The organism is Veillonella parvula (assembly GCF_047241225.1).
In the GTDB taxonomy this organism is placed as follows: domain Bacteria; phylum Bacillota; class Negativicutes; order Veillonellales; family Veillonellaceae; genus Veillonella; species Veillonella parvula_O.
Genome location: NZ_JBKTIE010000002.1, coordinates 99,814 through 115,235, shown reverse-complemented (window position 1 = coordinate 115,235; position 15,422 = coordinate 99,814). Strand labels below are relative to the sequence as shown.

Genomic DNA, 15,422 nt, shown 5'->3' with positions numbered 1-15,422 from the left:
AATGGCAAAAGAAAAATTTGAACGTACGAAACCGCATGTTAACATCGGTACAATCGGTCACGTTGACCATGGTAAAACTACTTTGACTGCTGCAATCACTAAAGTATTGGCTGAAAAAGGTCAAGCTGACTTCCAAGATTACAGCATGATCGATAAAGCTCCAGAAGAACGTGAACGCGGTATCACAATCAACACTGCACACGTTGAGTATGAAACTGCTAACCGTCACTATGCACACGTTGACTGCCCAGGCCATGCTGACTATGTTAAAAACATGATTACTGGTGCGGCTCAAATGGACGGCGCTATCTTGGTTGTATCCGCAGCTGACGGCCCTATGCCTCAAACTCGCGAACACATCTTGTTGGCTCGCCAAGTTGGTGTTCCTGCAATCGTAGTATTCTTGAACAAAGCTGACATGGTTGACGATGAAGAATTGATCGAATTGGTAGAAATGGAAGTTCGTGAACTTCTTTCTTCCTACGAATTCCCTGGTGACGAAGTACCTATCGTTGTAGGTTCCGCGTTGAAAGCTTTGGAAGGCGATGCTCAATATGTAGCTAAAATTGACGAATTGATGGACGCTGTAGACTCCTACATCCCAACACCAGTTCGTGACACTGATAAACCATTCTTGATGCCTGTGGAAGACGTTTTCACAATCACTGGTCGTGGTACAGTAGCAACTGGCCGTGTTGAACGTGGTCAAGTAAACGTTGGTGATACTGTTGAAGTAGTAGGCTTGAAAGAAAAAGCTGAACAATACGTAGTAACAGGTCTTGAAATGTTCCGTAAAGTGTTGGATTCTGCAGTAGCAGGTGACAACGTAGGTGCATTGCTTCGTGGTGTTGATCGTAAAGACATCGAACGTGGTCAAGTATTGGCTAAACCAGGTTCCATCAACCCACACACAAAATTCAAAGCAGAAGTATACGTATTGACTAAAGAAGAAGGTGGTCGTCATACTCCATTCTTCTCCAACTACCGTCCACAATTCTACTTCCGTACAACAGACGTAACAGGTGTTGTAAACCTTCCTGAAGGTGTAGAAATGTGTATGCCTGGCGATAACGTAACAATGGAAATCGAATTGATTACTCCAATCGCTATCGAAGAAGGTCTTCGTTTCGCGATCCGCGAAGGTGGCCATACAGTAGGCGCTGGCGTAGTAACAGCAATCGAAGGTTAATTTAACCTTTTATGCTCATCGTAGAATGCGTTGAGCACAATACATGCAGCACTCAGAGCGGCAGATAATGCCGCTCTCGTGTTGTGTTTTTAAACTATGAAGTAGAAGGTTGCCTCTGCGGAGGAGAATTTCTATGGAGCAGCCCATTCACGAAATGGACGACAGGAGGAATTATTAATAATGGCTAAACAGCAAAAAATCCGTATTCGCCTTAAGGCATACGACCACAAAGCTCTCGATCAAAGCGCTGCTAAGATCGTAGACACTGCAAAAAGAAATGGCGCTATGGTATCTGGTCCGATTCCATTGCCAACAGAAAAGAATATCTTCACAATTCTTCGTTCTGTACACGTAAACAAAGATTCTCGTGAACAATTCGAAATGCGTACACACAAACGCTTAATCGATATTCTTGAACCAAATTCGAAAACAGTAGATGCTATCACTCGTTTAGATTTACCAGCTGGTGTATCTATTGAAATAAAACTATAAGGAGGTGCGATAATGTCTAAAGCTATTTTGGGTAAAAAATTAGGAATGACACAAGTCTTCACAGCTGAAGGCCAATTAGTTCCTGTAACAGTAGTGGAAACTACCCCAAGCGTTGTAGTGCGCGTAAAGACTGTAGAAACAGACGGCTACGAAGCAGTACAAATTGGTTACGGTTCCATTAAAGAAAAACATTTAACAAAACCTGTAAAAGGTCAGTTCGACAAAGCTGGCGTAGCTCCAGTGAAATATCTTCGCGAAGTTCGCGTAGCTAATGCAGCTGACTACACAGTAGGCCAAACTCTGGCAGCTGATATCTTCGCAGAAGGTGAATTGGTGGACGTAGTGGGTACAGGTAAAGGTAAGGGTTTTGCTGGCACAATTAAACGCCATAACTTCTCCCGTGGTCCTGAAACTCATGGCTCCAAATCTCACCGTGAACCTGGTTCCATCGGTCCTATGATCTCCGGTGGCGGCGGTAAGGTATACAAAGGTAAAAAACTCCCTGGACAAATGGGTGGTTACAGAGTTACCGTACAACGCTTATCCGTTGTGAAAGTTGATGCTGAACGTAACCTTTTATTGGTTAAAGGTGGTATCCCAGGCGCTAAAGGTAGCTTGGTTATGGTTCGCAACACGGTTAAACCTGTTAAATAATCATTTGTCGAAAGGAGGATTATGTAATGCCTACAGTAGCAACATATAATCAATCCGGCGTTAAAGTCGGTGAAATACAGTTAAACGATGCAGTATTCGGCGTTGAAGTTAACGAAGCCGTAATGCATCAAGCCGTAGTTCGTCAATTGTCTAACGAACGTCTCGGCACACATGCAACAAAAACTAGAGGTATGGTTCGTGGCGGTGGCCGCAAACCTTGGAAACAAAAAGGTACTGGCCGTGCTCGTGCAGGCTCTAGCCGCTCCCCAATCTGGATCGGTGGCGGTACTACATTTGGCCCACAACCTCGCAGCTATTACAAAGCTATGCCTCGTAAGGCTAGACGTTTAGCAGTTAAATCTGCTCTTAGCGATAAAGTGAATAATAGCGAATTATACGTTTTGGAAGAAATCACATTAGCAGCTCCTAAAACAAAAGAAGTGTTGAACATTATTAACAGCTTCAACGTTGGTGATGCAAAAGTATTGTTCATCACTGAAGGTGATGTAAATGTTGAACGTTCCGCTCGTAACATCCAAGGTGTTAAAGCTTTGGCTTGCGAAGGTATGAACATTTTCGATCTTCTTCATTACGATAAGCTCTTCATTACTAAAGGCGCTGTCGCAAAAATCGAGGAGGTGCTCGGATAATGCAATTACATGATGTACTAATCCGCCCGGTTATTACCGAAAAATCCACTATGCTTATGGAAGAAGGCAAATACACTTTCCGTGTGCCTTTGACTGCAAATAAAGTGCAAATCCGTCAAGCAGTTGAAAAAATCTTCAATGTAAAAGTAGAAAAAGTAGCTACTATTCGTGTTTTAGGTAAGACTAAACGCATGGGTCGTACACAAGGTAAACGTAGCGATTACAAAAAAGCTATTGTAACCTTAAAAGCTGGCGAATCCATTGAATTCTTTGAAGGTGTCTAAGAGTCTAGTTGTAAGGAGGCCCACTAATGGCAATTAAATCATTTAAACCGTACTCCGCTGGTCGCCGGTTTATGACAGTATCCGCCTTCGACGAAATCACAGCAAGCAAACCAGAAAAATCCTTGCTCGCTAAGATTTCTCAAAAAGGTGGTCGTAACAATACTGGTAAAATGACAGTTCGTCACCAAGGTGGCGGTCACAAACGTCAATACCGTATTATTGACTTCAAACGTACTAAAGATAATATTCCAGCTAAAGTAGCAACAATCGAGTATGATCCTAACCGTTCTTCTCGCATCGCTTTGCTTAACTACGCTGATGGTGAAAAACGCTACATTTTAGCTCCTAACGGTCTAAAAGTTGGTGACGTTGTATTCTCCGGTCCTGAGTCCGATATTAAACCTGGTAACTGCTTACCATTGGCTAATATTCCAGACGGTACACAAATCCACAATATCGAATTGAAAATCGGTAAAGGTGGTCAAATCGTTCGTTCCGCTGGTACATCTGCTCAATTGATGGGTAAAGATAATGGCTACGCTATTCTTCGTTTACCATCTGGTGAAATGCGTCGTGTTCGTCAAGAGTGCCGTGCAACAATTGGTGTTGTTGGTAACGCTGACCACAGTAACCTTGTAATCGGTAAAGCTGGTCGTCATCGTTGGATGGGTGTTCGCCCTGGCAACCGTGGTGTTGTAATGAACCCTTGTGACCATCCACATGGTGGTGGTGAAGGTAAATCTCCTGTTGGTCGTAAACATCCTGTTACACCTTGGGGCAAACCAGCACATGGTGTTAAAACTCGCGACAAGAAAAAAGCTTCTAACAGCTTAATCATTAAACGTCGTACAAAATAGGATAAAGGAAAGGAGATAAAATAGTGTCCAGATCTATTAAAAAAGGCCCTTTCGTAGCAGATCATTTGCTTAAGAAAGTTGAAGCTTTAAACGAAACTAACGAAAAGAAAGTTGTAAAAACCTGGTCCCGTGCCTCTACTATTATCCCAAGTTTTGTAGGCCACACAATTGCTGTGCATGATGGTCGCAAACATGTACCTGTATTCATTACAGAAGATATGGTAGGTCATAAATTAGGTGAGTTCGCTCCTACACGTACTTATAGAGGTCATGGTAAGGACGAAAAATCTACAGGCAAAAAATAGGAGGAAATAATACATGGAAGCAAAAGCAATCGCTAGACATATCCGAATCGCGCCTCGTAAAATCCGTATCGTTGCAGATTTAGTGCGCGGTAAAAACATCGGCGAAGCATTTGCCATCTTGAAGTTCACTCCGAAAGTTGGCGCTGATGTAGTAGAAAAAGTTATGCGTTCTGCAATCGCAAACGCTGAACATAATTTCGATATGAATGTTGACAATCTTTACGTATCCGAGATCTTCGTTGATCAAGGCCCTACATTAAAACGCATTCATCCTCGTTCCCGTGGTCAAGCTTTCAAAATTTTGAAACGTACTAGCCACGTAACAGTAGTAGTTAAAGAAAGAGCTTAAGAAGGAGGGAAACAGAGTGGGTCAAAAAGTTAATCCACACGGTTTGCGTGTCGGTATCGTAAAAGATTGGGACGCAAAATGGTATGCAGATAAAGATTTCGCTGCTAATCTTCATGAAGACGTAAAAATTCGTAACTTCTTGAAAGAAACCCTTTTCATTGCTGGTATTTCCCGCATTGAAATCGAGCGTACAAATAAACGTATTAAATTGACTATCCACACTGCGAAACCAGGTATGGTTATCGGTCGTGGTGGTGCTGGTATCGAAGATATCAAAAAAGCAATGACTCGTTTCACTGATAAACAAGTGGATGTTAACATTGCAGAAATTAAACAAGCAGACATGGATGCAACATTAGTTGCTGAAAACATTGCGGGCCAATTGGAACGTCGTATCGGCTTCCGCCGTGCAATGAAACAAGCTGTAGGTCGTACAATGCGCTTAGGTGCAAAAGGTATTAAAATCATGGTAAGCGGTCGTCTTGGCGGTGCTGAAATCGCTCGTAGCGAATCCTATCGTGAAGGTTCTATTCCTTTGCATACACTTCGTGCAGACATCGACTACGGTACTGCTGAAGCTCATACAACATATGGTTGTATCGGCATTAAAGTATGGATTTACAAAGGTGAAGTTTTGCCAGAAGCAAAACAAGCACCTGCTAAGAAGGAAGAAGGTGGCAAGTAATGCTTATTCCAAAGCGCGTAAAACATCGTAAGCAATTCCGCGGCCGTATGAAAGGTCGTGCTATGCGCGGTAATACAGTGTCTCATGGTGAGTTCGGCTTGGTAGCATGCGAACCATCTTGGATCACTAACCGTCAAATCGAAGCTGCCCGTATTGCTATGACTCGTTATATTAAACGTGGTGGTAAAGTATGGATTAAAATTTTCCCTGACAAACCAATCACAGCTAAACCAGCTGGTACTCGTATGGGTTCCGGTAAAGGTTCTCCTGAATACTGGGTAGCAGTGGTTAAACCAGGTCGTGTAATGTTTGAAATGGACGGTGTGCCAGAAGCTACAGCTCGTGAAGCTATGCGTCTTGCAAGCCATAAACTTCCAATCAAATGCAAATTTGTTGTTAAGGGTAAAGAATTGGGTGGTGACGTAAATGAAGGTTAATGACATTCGCAATATGAGCGCTGCCGAAATGGAACAAAAAGTTTCCGGTCTTAAGGAAGAGTTATTTAACCTCCGTTTTCAGCTTGCAACAGGTCAATTAGAGAATCCTATGCGCATTCGTGAAGTTAAGAAGACAATCGCTCGTATTAAAACTGTACAACGTGAAGTTGAACTTAAATCTGAAAACGCATAATAACAGATTTGTTAAAGTTTGAAAAGGAGGCTTAAAATCGTGGCAGAAGAAAGAAATGTACGTAAAGTCCGCGTAGGTAAAGTTGTTAGCGACAAAATGGACAAAACTGTTGTTGTTGCTGTTGAACGTAAAGTACCTCACGCATTATATAACAAGCCAATGGTTAGCACAAAACGCTTCAAAGCTCATGATGAAAATAATGAGTGTCAAATTGGCGATACAGTTAAAATTGTAGAAACTCGTCCACTTTCTAAAGATAAATGTTGGAGAGTTGTTGAAATTCTTGAAAGACAAAAATAAGAGTGATGTAAGGAGGAATAGACGATGATCCAGCAACAAACAATTTTGAATGTTGCCGACAACACTGGTGCTAAACGTATTATGTGCATCCAAGTCATGGGCGGTTCTTATCGCAAATTCGGCAATATCGGTGACGTAATCGTTGCTTCTGTAAAAGATGCATCACCCGGTGGCGTTGTCAAGAAAGGCGATGTAGTTAAAGCTGTTATTGTTCGTTCTAAAAAAGGTATCCGCCGTCAAGACGGTTCCTATATTCGTTTCGATGAAAACGCAGCAGTAGTTATTAAAGATGACAAGACCCCTCGTGGTACTCGTATCTTTGGACCTGTAGCTAGAGAACTTCGTGAAAAAGACTTCATGAAAATCGTTTCTTTGGCTCCAGAAGTATTATAAGAAGGAGGAACGCAGCATATGGCTAAGCTACAAATCAAAAAAGGCGATACAGTTGTTGTTATCTCCGGTAAAGATAAAGGTAAGCAAGGTACAGTTATTGCAACTGAACCTAAAAAAGAACGCGTATTTGTTGAAGGCGTTAACACTGTAAAACGTCACACAAAACCTTCCCAAGCTAACCCACAAGGCGGCATCGTTACTAAAGAAGCTGGCATTCATGTTTCTAACGTAATGGTTGTCGACCCAGAAACTAAAACAGCTACTCGTATCAAAAAGGTAGAAGGCAAGGACGGTAAATTCGTTCGCGCTACTGTTAAATCCGGTACAGTACTTAAATAATCAGGAAAGGAGGAGCTACATAAATGTCTCGTTTGTTTGAACAATACAACTCTGAAATTAAAAAGAGTATGCAAGAAAAATTCCAATACGGCAATGTAATGGAAATTCCTAAATTGGAAAAAATCGTTATCAACATCGGCGTAGGTGATGCAGTAGGCAATGCAAAAGCATTGGAAGCAGCAGTTAATGATTTGACTATCATTGCTGGTCAAAAACCTGTCATCACAAAAGCTAAAAAATCCATTGCGAACTTCAAAGTTCGTGAAGGCATGGCGTTGGGTACAAAAGTTACTCTTCGTGGCGAACGCATGTATGAATTCCTTGATAGATTGATCAATGCGGCATTACCTCGTGTACGTGACTTCCGCGGTATCAGCGCTACTGCATTCGATGGCCGTGGTAACTACGCTTTGGGTCTTAAAGAACAGCTCATCTTCCCTGAAATCGAATATGATCAGGTAGAACGTGTTACTGGTATGGACATCATTATCGTAACAAGTGCTAAGACAGATGAAGAAGCTCGTGAATTGTTGACTCAATTCGGTATGCCTTTTGAAAAATAATAGGAGGAACATATAGATGGCTAAAAAATCTATGATTGAACGCGAAAAGAAACGCGCTAAAATCGTTGAAAAATATGCAGCTAAACGTGAAGCGTTAAAAGCGGCAGGTGATTATGAAGGCTTATCCAAATTACCAGCAAATGCATCCCCAACACGCTTGCACAACCGTTGCAACTTAACTGGTCGTCCTCACGGTTATATGCGTAAATTCGGTATCAGCCGTATTGCGTTCCGTGAATTGGCGTACAAAGGACAAATTCCTGGTGTTAAAAAAGCCAGCTGGTAATATTAGACGAGAGGAGGTTTTTAGATTATGGTAATGACCGATCCTATCGCGGATATGCTTACGCGCATCCGTAATGCAAACGCTGCACTTCATGAAACGGTAAACATTCCTGCATCTAGAATGAAAGCAGCCGTTCTTGACATCCTTTTACAAGAAGGCTTTGTAAAGAACGTTGAAAAAGAAGAAAACACTTTAAAAGTAACTTTGAAATATGGTTCCAATAACGAGAAAGTTATTACAGGAATTAAACGTATTTCCAAACCAGGTTTACGTGTTTACGCGAAAAAGGAAGAACTTCCTCGTGTACTTGGTGGTTTGGGTATCGCAGTTATTTCTACGTCCAAAGGCGTTATGAGCGACAAACAAGCTCGTAAAGAAGGTCTTGGTGGCGAAGTAATCGCATACGTTTGGTAATAGTAGCAATAGGAGGTAGAAATAATGTCACGTATCGGTAGAATGCCTATCGAGATCCCTGCAGGCGTTACTGTTACATATGATAACCATCATATGAACGTAAAAGGCCCTAAAGGTGAATTATCTCGCGATTTGCATCCAGATATGAATATCACTGTAGAAGGTAACACAATCACAGTAACTCGTCCTTCCGATGATAAAAACCATCGTTCCCTTCACGGTTTGACTCGCGCTCTTGTTGCTAATATGGTAACAGGCGTATCTGAAGGATTTACAAAAACTCTTGAAATCAACGGTGTTGGTTACAGAGCGGCTAAACAAGGCAATAAATTAGCTCTTACACTTGGCTTCTCTCATCCAGTAGAAATGGAAGCTCCAGCTGGTATTACAATCGATGTTCCAGCTCCTAACAAAATCGTTGTGTCTGGTGCAGACAAAGAAGTTGTAGGTGCAGTAGCAGCTGATATCCGTAAATGGAGAAAACCTGAACCTTACAAAGGTAAAGGTATCCGCTATGAAGGCGAAGTTGTTCGTCGCAAAGCTGGTAAAGCTGGTGCAAAAGGTAAATAGTAATATCATCTATATGAATGAAAGGAGTGAATATCTTGCCTCGTAAATCTAGTAGAAATATCGCTCGAGCAAAACGTCATCTTCGTATTCGCCGTCACATCTCTGGTACGGCAACTTGCCCACGTTTGAACGTTTACCGTTCTTTGAGCAACATTTACGCACAAGTAATCGATGACGTAGCAGGTACAACTTTGGTTGCTGCTAGCTCTTTAGATAAAGATTTGAACTTATCCTATGGTGGTAACGTAGCTGCTGCTAAAGCTGTTGGTGAAGCAGTTGCTAAAAAAGCTATCGCTAAAGGCATTGACACTGTAGTGTTTGACCGTGGTGGTTACATTTACCACGGCCGCGTAGCAGCCCTTGCAGAAGGTGCTCGTGAAGCAGGCTTAAAATTCTAAGAAGGAGGAACTATAGACATGGCGAGAATTGACTACACCAGTCTTGATCTTAAAGAAAGAGTAGTATTCATCAACCGCGTAGCCAAAGTAGTTAAAGGCGGTCGTCGTTTTTCCTTCAGCGCTCTTGTAGTTGTTGGTGATGGCAACGGTTATGTAGGCGTTGGCTTAGGTAAAGCAGCGGAAGTACCAGAAGCAATTCGCAAAGGTATCGATGATGCTAAGAAAAATATTGTAAACGTAGCTATTAAAAATGGTACAATCCCTCACAGCGTAACAGGCGTATTCGGTGCAGGCCGCGTATTCTTGAAACCAGCTGCTGAAGGTACTGGCGTTATCGCTGGTGGCCCTGTTCGTGCCGTATTGGAATTAGTAGGTGTTCGTAACATCTTGACTAAATCTTTGGGCTCTTCTAACCCTAACAATATGGTTCGCGCTACAATCGAAGGTTTGAAAGATTTGAAACGCGCTAGCGAAGTTGCTGAGCTTCGTGGTAAAACCGTTGAAGAAATCTATAACGCGTAATAAGGAGACAAGAAATGGCACAAGTTAAAGTAACATTAACAAGAAGCTTAATCGGTCGTCCTGAAGATCAACGCGCGACAGTTAAAGCTTTGGGCTTGAAAAAAACTAATTCTCAAGTCGTAAAAGAAGTAACACCTCAAATCGAAGGTATGCTTCATAAAGTTAGACATTTAGTAAAAGTTGAAGAAGTTTAATACTGATAAGGAGGTGCACTGAATGAAACTTCATGAATTACAACCAGCAGCTGGTTCTAAAAAAACTCGTACTCGTGTAGGCCGTGGTTTAGGTTCTGGCTTGGGTAAAACATCTGGTCGTGGTCAAAAAGGTCAAAACTCCCGTTCTGGCGGTGGCGTTCGCTCCGGTTTTGAAGGCGGCCAAATGCCTCTTTATCGTCGTTTACCAAAACGTGGTTTCAACAACAGCGTTTTTGCTAAACAATATGCTGAAGTTAACGTAGCACAATTAAATCGCTTTGAAGATGGTGCAACAGTTGATCCAGTAGCTCTTATTGAAGCTGGCATTTTGAAAAATGTACGCGATGGTATTCGTATTTTAGGTAACGGTACATTGGAAACTAAAAACTTGACTGTTATCGCTAATGGCTTCACTAAAGCTGCTGAAGAAAAAATCACAGCAGCAGGCGGAAAAGTTGAGGTGATCTAGGGTGCTAGATAGCCTCTCGAACATCTTTAAGATTACTGAGTTACGTAACAAGATCTTGTACACATTGATGATGTTTGCTGTGTTTAGAGCCGGCATTCACATCCCAGTACCAGGTGTAGATGCATCTGTTATCGAATCCTTGTTTACATCCGGTAACCTATTTGGTCTATTAGACTTGTTTGCTGGTGGTGCGCTAAGTAAGTTCTCTATCTTTGCGATGAGTATTACCCCTTACATTAATGCTTCCATCATCATGCAACTGCTTCAGTCTGTAGTTCCTCAGTTTGAAGCATGGAGTAAAGATGGTGAAGACGGGCGTAAGAAAATAGCGAAGGTAACTCGTTATGGCACCGTAGTCCTTGGCTTTGTACAAGCCGCTGGTATGGCATTTGCTCTTAGAGCAAACAACGCTTTGGTAAATAATGATTTCCTTAGCGTATTCGTTGTGGCCATCATCCTCACAGCAGGCACATGTTTGTTGATGTGGATTGGTGAGCAAATCACAGCATATGGTATAGGTAATGGTATTTCCTTGATCATCTTTGCTGGTATCGTAGCTCGATTGCCAGATGGTCTCGAAACTATTTATCAATATATCCAAAACGGAACCATTAACATGTTCCAAGCATTCTTATTTGCTGTAATTGCACTTGCGATGATCGCTGTCGTAGTGGCAGTTACACAAGGCCAACGTCGCATTCCTATCCAATACGCAAAACGCGTAGTAGGGCGTAAAATGTACGGTGGTCACTCTACATTCTTGCCGTTGAAAGTCAATCAGGCAGGTGTAATCCCAATTATCTTTGCGTCATCTGTGTTGATGTTCCCTGTAACAATTGCACAATTTATTGACAATGAATTTGTTCATAAAGTTGCTGATTTATTTACATGGGGGACGCCGTTACAAACGGCATTGTATGCGATATTGATCTTTATCTTTACGTATTTCTATACTGCAATCTCTATCAACATTACAGATATGGCAGATAATATGAAAAAATACGGTGGTTTTATCCCAGGTATTCGTGCGGGTAAACCAACTGCTGATTATGTGGATAACGTGATGACCAAGATCACTTTGGCTGGCGCTGTATTCTTAGCTGTCGTTGCTATTATACCGAATTTCCTCGGTAGTATAACCGGCGTCCAAGGCGTATACTTTGGTGGTACGGCTCTTCTCATCGTTGTAGGGGTAGCACTTGATACAATGCAACAAATTGAGTCGCTCATGGTAACACGCCACTATAAAGGCTTTGTGAAATAGGAGGGAAACAATATGTATATTCTATTAATGGGACCTCCTGGTGCTGGTAAAGGCACTCAGGCAGCTCGACTTATTGAAAAATACGGTATTCCCCAAATTTCAACAGGTGATATGTTCCGCGCTGCGATTAAGAACGAAACACCTCTTGGAGTTGAGGCTAAGAAATACATCGATGCTGGTCAATTGGTACCAGACAGTGTAACTGTTGGTATCGTACGTGATCGCTTGGTGAAAGATGACTGCAAATCTGGATTTATTCTTGATGGATTCCCAAGAACTACAGCGCAAGCTGTATCCTTGGATGCAATCCTTAAAGAATTAGGAATTTCTTTGGACGCTGTACTTAACTTAAACGTTCCTTCCGAGGAATTGGTTAAACGTATTAGCGAACGAGCTGTTCTAGAAAATCGTGCTGATGATAACCCTGAAACAGTACAGAAACGTCTAGCTGTGTACGAAGAATCTACTAAACCATTAATTGATTACTATCGCAATAGCGGATTGTATCAAGAAATCAATGGTTTACAAGATGTAGACGCAGTATTTGCTGACATCATTAAGGCGTTGGAGAAATAATCTATGATTATTTTGAAATCGCCCCATGAGATTGAATGTATCCGCAAGGCAAGTAAGCTTACAGCAGACACGTTGTCCTTGTTAGTAGAAAAGGCTAAACCTGGCATCACGACGCTTGAGTTAGATACAATTGCCGAAGAATATATTCGCAGCCACGGTGGTATACCAAGTTGTAAAGGGTACTATGGATTCCCCGCTACAATCTGTGCTTCTATTAACGAAGAAGTCGTTCATGGTATTCCGAGCGCTAAGCGTAAGCTTAAAAACGGCGATGTCCTCAGTATTGATCTCGTATCATCTATTGATGGATATCACGGCGATTCGGCTGTGACGATTCCTATCGGTCACGTCAAACCCGATGTGATGAAATTGTTAAAAGTTACAGAGGAAAGTCTGTTCAAGGGAATTGAACAAGTGAAAGTCGGTAACCGTATTGGTGCTATCGGTCACGCTGTTCAAACGTATTGTGAGAAACATGGTTACGGTGTCGTACGCGACTTCGTAGGTCATGGTTTAGGCCGCGAAATGCATGAAGATCCGCAAATACCAAACTATGGTAGTCCTGATCAAGGACCTCTTATGAAACCAGGTATGGTATTGTGTATTGAACCGATGATTACATTAGGTACTCACCGTGTTCGTGTATTAGGGGATGACTGGACAGCAGTTACAGTAGATGGTAAACCTGCTGCTCATTTCGAACATACAGTGGTTGTTACAGAAAACGGCCCTGAAATATTAACTATGCGGGAAGAACCGCGGTTAATTAAATAAACAGGTAACCGGAGGAAAAGATATGTCAAAAGAAGACGTTATTGAGGTGGAAGGTACGGTCGTTGAGGCATTACCGAATGCCATGTTCCAAGTTGAATTGGAAAATGGTCATATCGTATTGGCTCATGTGTCAGGTAAAATGCGTATGAATTTTATCCGTATTCTTCCTGGTGATAAAGTTACTATGGAACTGACACCGTATGACTTAAATCGTGGTCGCATCACCTATCGCTTTAAATAAGCATAGGGTCCACAAAGGAGGTACTAATGAAGGTTCAACCATCAGTTAAAAAGATATGCGAAAAATGTAAAATCATTAAACGCAAAGGCCGTGTAATGGTTATTTGCGAAAATCCAAAACATAAACAAAAACAAGGATAATCTGATAGGAGGTGGATGATTAGATGGCACGTATCGCCGGTGTAGATTTACCTCGTGATAAACGAGTGGAAATTGGTTTAACTTATATTTATGGTATTGGTCCAACTTTAGCATCTGAAATTATTGCTAAAACTGGCATCAATCCTGACACACGCGTTCGCGATCTTTCTGAAGATGAAGTAGCGAAAATCCGTGAAGTGTTAGATGCTGATTACAAAGTAGAAGGTGACCTTCGTCGTGAAGAAGCTCTTAACATTAAACGCTTAATTGAAATCAACTCCTATCGAGGCAAACGTCATCGTATGGGTTTACCACTTCGTGGTCAACGTACTAAAACGAATGCACGTACTCGCAAAGGTCCTAGAAAAGCAATTGCTGGTAAAAAGAAATAAGATAAAGGAGGGATAAAGCGTGGCTAAAAAAGTTGTTAGAACTAAAAGAAAAGAAAAGAAACATATTGAATCCGGTGCGGCTCATATTCGTTCTACATTCAATAACACTATCGTAACTTTGACAGATACAAACGGTAATGCGTTGTCTTGGGCTTCCGCTGGTGGCTTGGGCTTCCGTGGTTCTCGTAAATCCACTCCATTTGCTGCTCAAATGGCTGCTGAACAAGCTGCTAAAGCTGCAATGGAACATGGTCTTCGCACTGTTGAAGTATTCGTAAAAGGTCCTGGATCCGGCCGTGAAGCTGCAATCCGTGCTTTACAAGCTGCAGGTCTTGAAGTTACTTCCATTAAAGACGTAACTCCAATTCCTCACAATGGTTGTCGCCCTCCAAAACGCCGTCGTGTATAATTTATAGCGACCGATATGATACGGTGCTATAATTAACTATGAACGTGTGTTATATAGGAGGATGTTCCTGATGAGCGAAGAAAAGAAACTTAAAATCGAGAAAGTGGACATCGCCGATGGCGGTCGTTATGGTAAGTTCGTATGTGAACCATTAGATCGTGGTTATGGGATCACTCTCGGTAATAGCTTACGCAGAATTTTGCTTTCATCCTTGGATGGGGCAGCTATCACCTCTATCAAAATTGATGGAGTTCTTCATGAATTCTCTACTATTCCTGGTATTCGCGAAGACGTTACGGATATCATCCTTAACTTAAAGCAATTGTGCATCAAAGTTGAAGAAGAAGCACAATTACCTTTGGAAGTTCATTTCGACTTCCAAAAGGATGGAATATTGACAGCTACTGATTTAGCTGAACAATTCCCGCCAGAGGTAGAAGTATTGAATCCTGAACTCGTGATTGCGACAATGGATGAGACAGCTCATCTCGTAATGGACGTAGTAATCGAACGAGGTAAAGGCTATGTTCCTTCAACGAAGAATAAAAAAGATACTGATGTTATTGGTTGTATTCCAATCGATTCCATCTTCTCTCCAATTCTTCGTGCTAAATACGAAGTGAGTGATGTTCGTGTAGGCAATGAAATGGACTTCGACAAGCTTACATTAGAAGTTTGGACTGATGGCTCCATTACTGCTGCTGATGCAGTGGCAAAATCTGCTGCCATTATGATTGGTTATTTAGGGAACTTCACTAAATTAGCGCATTCTGCAGATGTTGTAGATGTAAACACTGGTGAAGGCGGTATCGTTATAGATCCAGTAGGTTCCGATAATGAAGAACCAGCTGTAGATGACGGCCCAGCAAAGATTTCCATCGACGAGTTGGAACTCTCTGTTCGTGCGTATAACTGCTTGAAACGTGCTGGCATTAATACAATTGCAGACTTGCTAGACAAAACCATTGATGACTTAGGAAAAGTTCGCAACTTAGGTAAAAAATCTATCGATGAAATTGAGGAAAAACTCAATAATCACCCAGGTGGTTTTCAACTTAAACAAAAAGGCGAATAAGGAGGAAG

Annotated in this window: 30 protein-coding genes; all 30 read left to right on the top strand. The window is 41.8% G+C overall.

Translation table 11 applies throughout. From position 1 onward, the window contains the following. Position 1: 1 nt before the first annotated feature. The 30 genes from tuf to ACLRYO_RS03910 all read left to right on the top strand — a co-directional run bounded on the left by tuf (position 2) and on the right by ACLRYO_RS03910 (position 15,414). Positions 2-1,189, top strand: coding sequence for an elongation factor Tu (tuf, locus tag ACLRYO_RS04055; RefSeq protein WP_278458059.1), 1,188 nt, complete (start codon positions 2-4; stop codon positions 1,187-1,189). Between the two features lie 180 nt (positions 1,190-1,369). Next, a complete protein-coding gene (rpsJ, locus tag ACLRYO_RS04050; RefSeq protein ID WP_004695100.1) occupies positions 1,370-1,681 on the top strand; it encodes a 30S ribosomal protein S10 in 312 nt (103 codons plus the stop codon). 12 nt (positions 1,682-1,693) lie between these two features. Next, on the top strand, positions 1,694-2,335 hold the full coding sequence (gene rplC, locus ACLRYO_RS04045) for a 50S ribosomal protein L3 (protein WP_004695102.1): 642 nt from the start codon (positions 1,694-1,696) through the stop codon (positions 2,333-2,335). A gap of 26 nt (positions 2,336-2,361) precedes the next feature. Then, the gene (rplD, locus tag ACLRYO_RS04040; protein WP_004695105.1) at positions 2,362-2,985 is read left to right on the top strand and encodes a 50S ribosomal protein L4; all 624 of its coding nucleotides are present in this window, start codon (positions 2,362-2,364) and stop codon (positions 2,983-2,985) included. Beyond that, positions 2,985-3,269: a 50S ribosomal protein L23 gene (gene rplW, locus ACLRYO_RS04035; RefSeq protein ID WP_004695108.1), complete on the top strand. Its 285-nt coding sequence runs from the start codon at positions 2,985-2,987 to the stop codon at positions 3,267-3,269. Before rplD ends, rplW begins: the two co-directional genes overlap by 1 nt. A gap of 26 nt (positions 3,270-3,295) precedes the next feature. Then, positions 3,296-4,126 carry a 50S ribosomal protein L2 gene (gene rplB, locus ACLRYO_RS04030; protein ID WP_004695109.1) on the top strand — a complete coding sequence of 277 codons (831 nt, stop codon included), beginning with the start codon at positions 3,296-3,298 and terminating at the stop codon, positions 4,124-4,126. Positions 4,127-4,149: 23 nt separating this feature from the next. Next, the gene (gene rpsS / locus ACLRYO_RS04025; RefSeq protein WP_004695110.1) at positions 4,150-4,431 is read left to right on the top strand and encodes a 30S ribosomal protein S19; all 282 of its coding nucleotides are present in this window, start codon (positions 4,150-4,152) and stop codon (positions 4,429-4,431) included. 13 nt (positions 4,432-4,444) lie between these two features. Beyond that, positions 4,445-4,780 (top strand): 50S ribosomal protein L22, encoded by a 336-nt coding sequence (rplV, locus tag ACLRYO_RS04020; RefSeq protein ID WP_004695112.1) that lies wholly within the window; start codon positions 4,445-4,447, stop codon positions 4,778-4,780. 16 nt (positions 4,781-4,796) lie between these two features. Continuing rightward, the gene (gene rpsC / locus ACLRYO_RS04015; RefSeq protein ID WP_004695113.1) at positions 4,797-5,465 is read left to right on the top strand and encodes a 30S ribosomal protein S3; all 669 of its coding nucleotides are present in this window, start codon (positions 4,797-4,799) and stop codon (positions 5,463-5,465) included. Beyond that, a complete protein-coding gene (gene rplP, locus ACLRYO_RS04010; RefSeq protein ID WP_004695114.1) occupies positions 5,465-5,902 on the top strand; it encodes a 50S ribosomal protein L16 in 438 nt (145 codons plus the stop codon). The genes rpsC and rplP overlap by 1 nt, the downstream gene beginning before the upstream one ends. After that, positions 5,892-6,095 (top strand): 50S ribosomal protein L29, encoded by a 204-nt coding sequence (gene rpmC, locus ACLRYO_RS04005; RefSeq protein WP_004695115.1) that lies wholly within the window; start codon positions 5,892-5,894, stop codon positions 6,093-6,095. The genes rplP and rpmC overlap by 11 nt, the downstream gene beginning before the upstream one ends. A gap of 39 nt (positions 6,096-6,134) precedes the next feature. Continuing rightward, on the top strand, positions 6,135-6,395 hold the full coding sequence (gene rpsQ, locus ACLRYO_RS04000) for a 30S ribosomal protein S17 (RefSeq protein ID WP_004695116.1): 261 nt from the start codon (positions 6,135-6,137) through the stop codon (positions 6,393-6,395). Positions 6,396-6,419: 24 nt separating this feature from the next. Then, a complete protein-coding gene (gene rplN / locus ACLRYO_RS03995; RefSeq protein WP_004695117.1) occupies positions 6,420-6,788 on the top strand; it encodes a 50S ribosomal protein L14 in 369 nt (122 codons plus the stop codon). 18 nt (positions 6,789-6,806) lie between these two features. Then, positions 6,807-7,127, top strand: a complete 321-nt coding sequence (rplX, locus tag ACLRYO_RS03990) for a 50S ribosomal protein L24 (protein WP_004695118.1) — start codon at positions 6,807-6,809, stop codon at positions 7,125-7,127. Positions 7,128-7,150: 23 nt separating this feature from the next. Then, positions 7,151-7,690 (top strand): 50S ribosomal protein L5, encoded by a 540-nt coding sequence (gene rplE / locus ACLRYO_RS03985; RefSeq protein WP_004695119.1) that lies wholly within the window; start codon positions 7,151-7,153, stop codon positions 7,688-7,690. A gap of 16 nt (positions 7,691-7,706) precedes the next feature. Beyond that, a complete protein-coding gene (gene rpsN, locus ACLRYO_RS03980) occupies positions 7,707-7,976 on the top strand; it encodes a 30S ribosomal protein S14 (RefSeq protein ID WP_004695122.1) in 270 nt (89 codons plus the stop codon). 27 nt (positions 7,977-8,003) lie between these two features. Then, positions 8,004-8,390, top strand: coding sequence for a 30S ribosomal protein S8 (rpsH, locus tag ACLRYO_RS03975; RefSeq protein WP_004695128.1), 387 nt, complete (start codon positions 8,004-8,006; stop codon positions 8,388-8,390). Between the two features lie 24 nt (positions 8,391-8,414). Next, a complete protein-coding gene (gene rplF / locus ACLRYO_RS03970; RefSeq protein WP_004695131.1) occupies positions 8,415-8,960 on the top strand; it encodes a 50S ribosomal protein L6 in 546 nt (181 codons plus the stop codon). 17 nt (positions 8,961-8,977) lie between these two features. Beyond that, positions 8,978-9,358, top strand: a complete 381-nt coding sequence (gene rplR, locus ACLRYO_RS03965; protein ID WP_005385510.1) for a 50S ribosomal protein L18 — start codon at positions 8,978-8,980, stop codon at positions 9,356-9,358. 18 nt (positions 9,359-9,376) lie between these two features. Beyond that, entirely contained in the window at positions 9,377-9,880 is a 504-nt protein-coding gene (gene rpsE, locus ACLRYO_RS03960; RefSeq protein ID WP_004695136.1) for a 30S ribosomal protein S5, read from the top strand. A gap of 14 nt (positions 9,881-9,894) precedes the next feature. Beyond that, positions 9,895-10,074 carry a 50S ribosomal protein L30 gene (gene rpmD / locus ACLRYO_RS03955; protein WP_004695138.1) on the top strand — a complete coding sequence of 60 codons (180 nt, stop codon included), beginning with the start codon at positions 9,895-9,897 and terminating at the stop codon, positions 10,072-10,074. Positions 10,075-10,096: 22 nt separating this feature from the next. Next, on the top strand, positions 10,097-10,543 hold the full coding sequence (gene rplO / locus ACLRYO_RS03950; RefSeq protein ID WP_004695141.1) for a 50S ribosomal protein L15: 447 nt from the start codon (positions 10,097-10,099) through the stop codon (positions 10,541-10,543). Position 10,544: 1 nt separating this feature from the next. Then, positions 10,545-11,807: a preprotein translocase subunit SecY gene (gene secY / locus ACLRYO_RS03945; RefSeq protein ID WP_012864761.1), complete on the top strand. Its 1,263-nt coding sequence runs from the start codon at positions 10,545-10,547 to the stop codon at positions 11,805-11,807. A gap of 12 nt (positions 11,808-11,819) precedes the next feature. Continuing rightward, a complete protein-coding gene (locus ACLRYO_RS03940; protein WP_004695145.1) occupies positions 11,820-12,383 on the top strand; it encodes an adenylate kinase in 564 nt (187 codons plus the stop codon). Positions 12,384-12,386: 3 nt separating this feature from the next. Next, positions 12,387-13,157: a type I methionyl aminopeptidase gene (gene map / locus ACLRYO_RS03935; RefSeq protein ID WP_008602519.1), complete on the top strand. Its 771-nt coding sequence runs from the start codon at positions 12,387-12,389 to the stop codon at positions 13,155-13,157. A gap of 22 nt (positions 13,158-13,179) precedes the next feature. Then, positions 13,180-13,398 carry a translation initiation factor IF-1 gene (gene infA / locus ACLRYO_RS03930; RefSeq protein ID WP_004695147.1) on the top strand — a complete coding sequence of 73 codons (219 nt, stop codon included), beginning with the start codon at positions 13,180-13,182 and terminating at the stop codon, positions 13,396-13,398. Positions 13,399-13,424: 26 nt separating this feature from the next. Further along, positions 13,425-13,538 carry a 50S ribosomal protein L36 gene (gene rpmJ, locus ACLRYO_RS03925; protein WP_004695148.1) on the top strand — a complete coding sequence of 38 codons (114 nt, stop codon included), beginning with the start codon at positions 13,425-13,427 and terminating at the stop codon, positions 13,536-13,538. Positions 13,539-13,561: 23 nt separating this feature from the next. Then, the gene (gene rpsM, locus ACLRYO_RS03920) at positions 13,562-13,930 is read left to right on the top strand and encodes a 30S ribosomal protein S13 (protein WP_105087010.1); all 369 of its coding nucleotides are present in this window, start codon (positions 13,562-13,564) and stop codon (positions 13,928-13,930) included. 19 nt (positions 13,931-13,949) lie between these two features. Next, on the top strand, positions 13,950-14,339 hold the full coding sequence (rpsK, locus tag ACLRYO_RS03915) for a 30S ribosomal protein S11 (protein WP_004695151.1): 390 nt from the start codon (positions 13,950-13,952) through the stop codon (positions 14,337-14,339). Between the two features lie 70 nt (positions 14,340-14,409). Next, positions 14,410-15,414 carry a DNA-directed RNA polymerase subunit alpha gene (locus tag ACLRYO_RS03910; protein WP_008602523.1) on the top strand — a complete coding sequence of 335 codons (1,005 nt, stop codon included), beginning with the start codon at positions 14,410-14,412 and terminating at the stop codon, positions 15,412-15,414. The last annotated feature ends 8 nt before the right edge of the window (positions 15,415-15,422 follow it).

Excerpts from the sequence above, each read along its gene's own strand:
- rpsE (WP_004695136.1), top strand. The coding sequence starts at position 9,377 with ATGGCGAGAATTGACTACACCAGTCTTGATCTTAAAGAAAGAGTAGTA.
- rplF (WP_004695131.1), top strand. The coding sequence starts at position 8,415 with ATGTCACGTATCGGTAGAATGCCTATCGAGATCCCTGCAGGCGTTACT.
- rpsJ (WP_004695100.1), top strand. The coding sequence starts at position 1,370 with ATGGCTAAACAGCAAAAAATCCGTATTCGCCTTAAGGCATACGACCAC.
- rplO (WP_004695141.1), top strand. The coding sequence starts at position 10,097 with ATGAAACTTCATGAATTACAACCAGCAGCTGGTTCTAAAAAAACTCGT.
- rplR (WP_005385510.1), top strand. The coding sequence starts at position 8,978 with ATGAAAGGAGTGAATATCTTGCCTCGTAAATCTAGTAGAAATATCGCT.
- rplP (WP_004695114.1), top strand. The coding sequence starts at position 5,465 with ATGCTTATTCCAAAGCGCGTAAAACATCGTAAGCAATTCCGCGGCCGT.
- rplN (WP_004695117.1), top strand. The coding sequence starts at position 6,420 with ATGATCCAGCAACAAACAATTTTGAATGTTGCCGACAACACTGGTGCT.
- rpsN (WP_004695122.1), top strand. The coding sequence starts at position 7,707 with ATGGCTAAAAAATCTATGATTGAACGCGAAAAGAAACGCGCTAAAATC.
- rplB (WP_004695109.1), top strand. The coding sequence starts at position 3,296 with ATGGCAATTAAATCATTTAAACCGTACTCCGCTGGTCGCCGGTTTATG.
- ACLRYO_RS03910 (WP_008602523.1), top strand. The coding sequence starts at position 14,410 with ATGAGCGAAGAAAAGAAACTTAAAATCGAGAAAGTGGACATCGCCGAT.
- ACLRYO_RS03940 (WP_004695145.1), top strand. The coding sequence starts at position 11,820 with ATGTATATTCTATTAATGGGACCTCCTGGTGCTGGTAAAGGCACTCAG.
- rplC (WP_004695102.1), top strand. The coding sequence starts at position 1,694 with ATGTCTAAAGCTATTTTGGGTAAAAAATTAGGAATGACACAAGTCTTC.
- rpsM (WP_105087010.1), top strand. The coding sequence starts at position 13,562 with ATGGCACGTATCGCCGGTGTAGATTTACCTCGTGATAAACGAGTGGAA.
- infA (WP_004695147.1), top strand. The coding sequence starts at position 13,180 with ATGTCAAAAGAAGACGTTATTGAGGTGGAAGGTACGGTCGTTGAGGCA.
- tuf (WP_278458059.1), top strand. The coding sequence starts at position 2 with ATGGCAAAAGAAAAATTTGAACGTACGAAACCGCATGTTAACATCGGT.
- rplW (WP_004695108.1), top strand. The coding sequence starts at position 2,985 with ATGCAATTACATGATGTACTAATCCGCCCGGTTATTACCGAAAAATCC.
- map (WP_008602519.1), top strand. The coding sequence starts at position 12,387 with ATGATTATTTTGAAATCGCCCCATGAGATTGAATGTATCCGCAAGGCA.
- rpsH (WP_004695128.1), top strand. The coding sequence starts at position 8,004 with ATGGTAATGACCGATCCTATCGCGGATATGCTTACGCGCATCCGTAAT.
- rplE (WP_004695119.1), top strand. The coding sequence starts at position 7,151 with ATGTCTCGTTTGTTTGAACAATACAACTCTGAAATTAAAAAGAGTATG.
- rplX (WP_004695118.1), top strand. The coding sequence starts at position 6,807 with ATGGCTAAGCTACAAATCAAAAAAGGCGATACAGTTGTTGTTATCTCC.
- rplD (WP_004695105.1), top strand. The coding sequence starts at position 2,362 with ATGCCTACAGTAGCAACATATAATCAATCCGGCGTTAAAGTCGGTGAA.
- rpmC (WP_004695115.1), top strand. The coding sequence starts at position 5,892 with ATGAAGGTTAATGACATTCGCAATATGAGCGCTGCCGAAATGGAACAA.
- rplV (WP_004695112.1), top strand. The coding sequence starts at position 4,445 with ATGGAAGCAAAAGCAATCGCTAGACATATCCGAATCGCGCCTCGTAAA.
- rpmJ (WP_004695148.1), top strand. The coding sequence starts at position 13,425 with ATGAAGGTTCAACCATCAGTTAAAAAGATATGCGAAAAATGTAAAATC.
- rpmD (WP_004695138.1), top strand. The coding sequence starts at position 9,895 with ATGGCACAAGTTAAAGTAACATTAACAAGAAGCTTAATCGGTCGTCCT.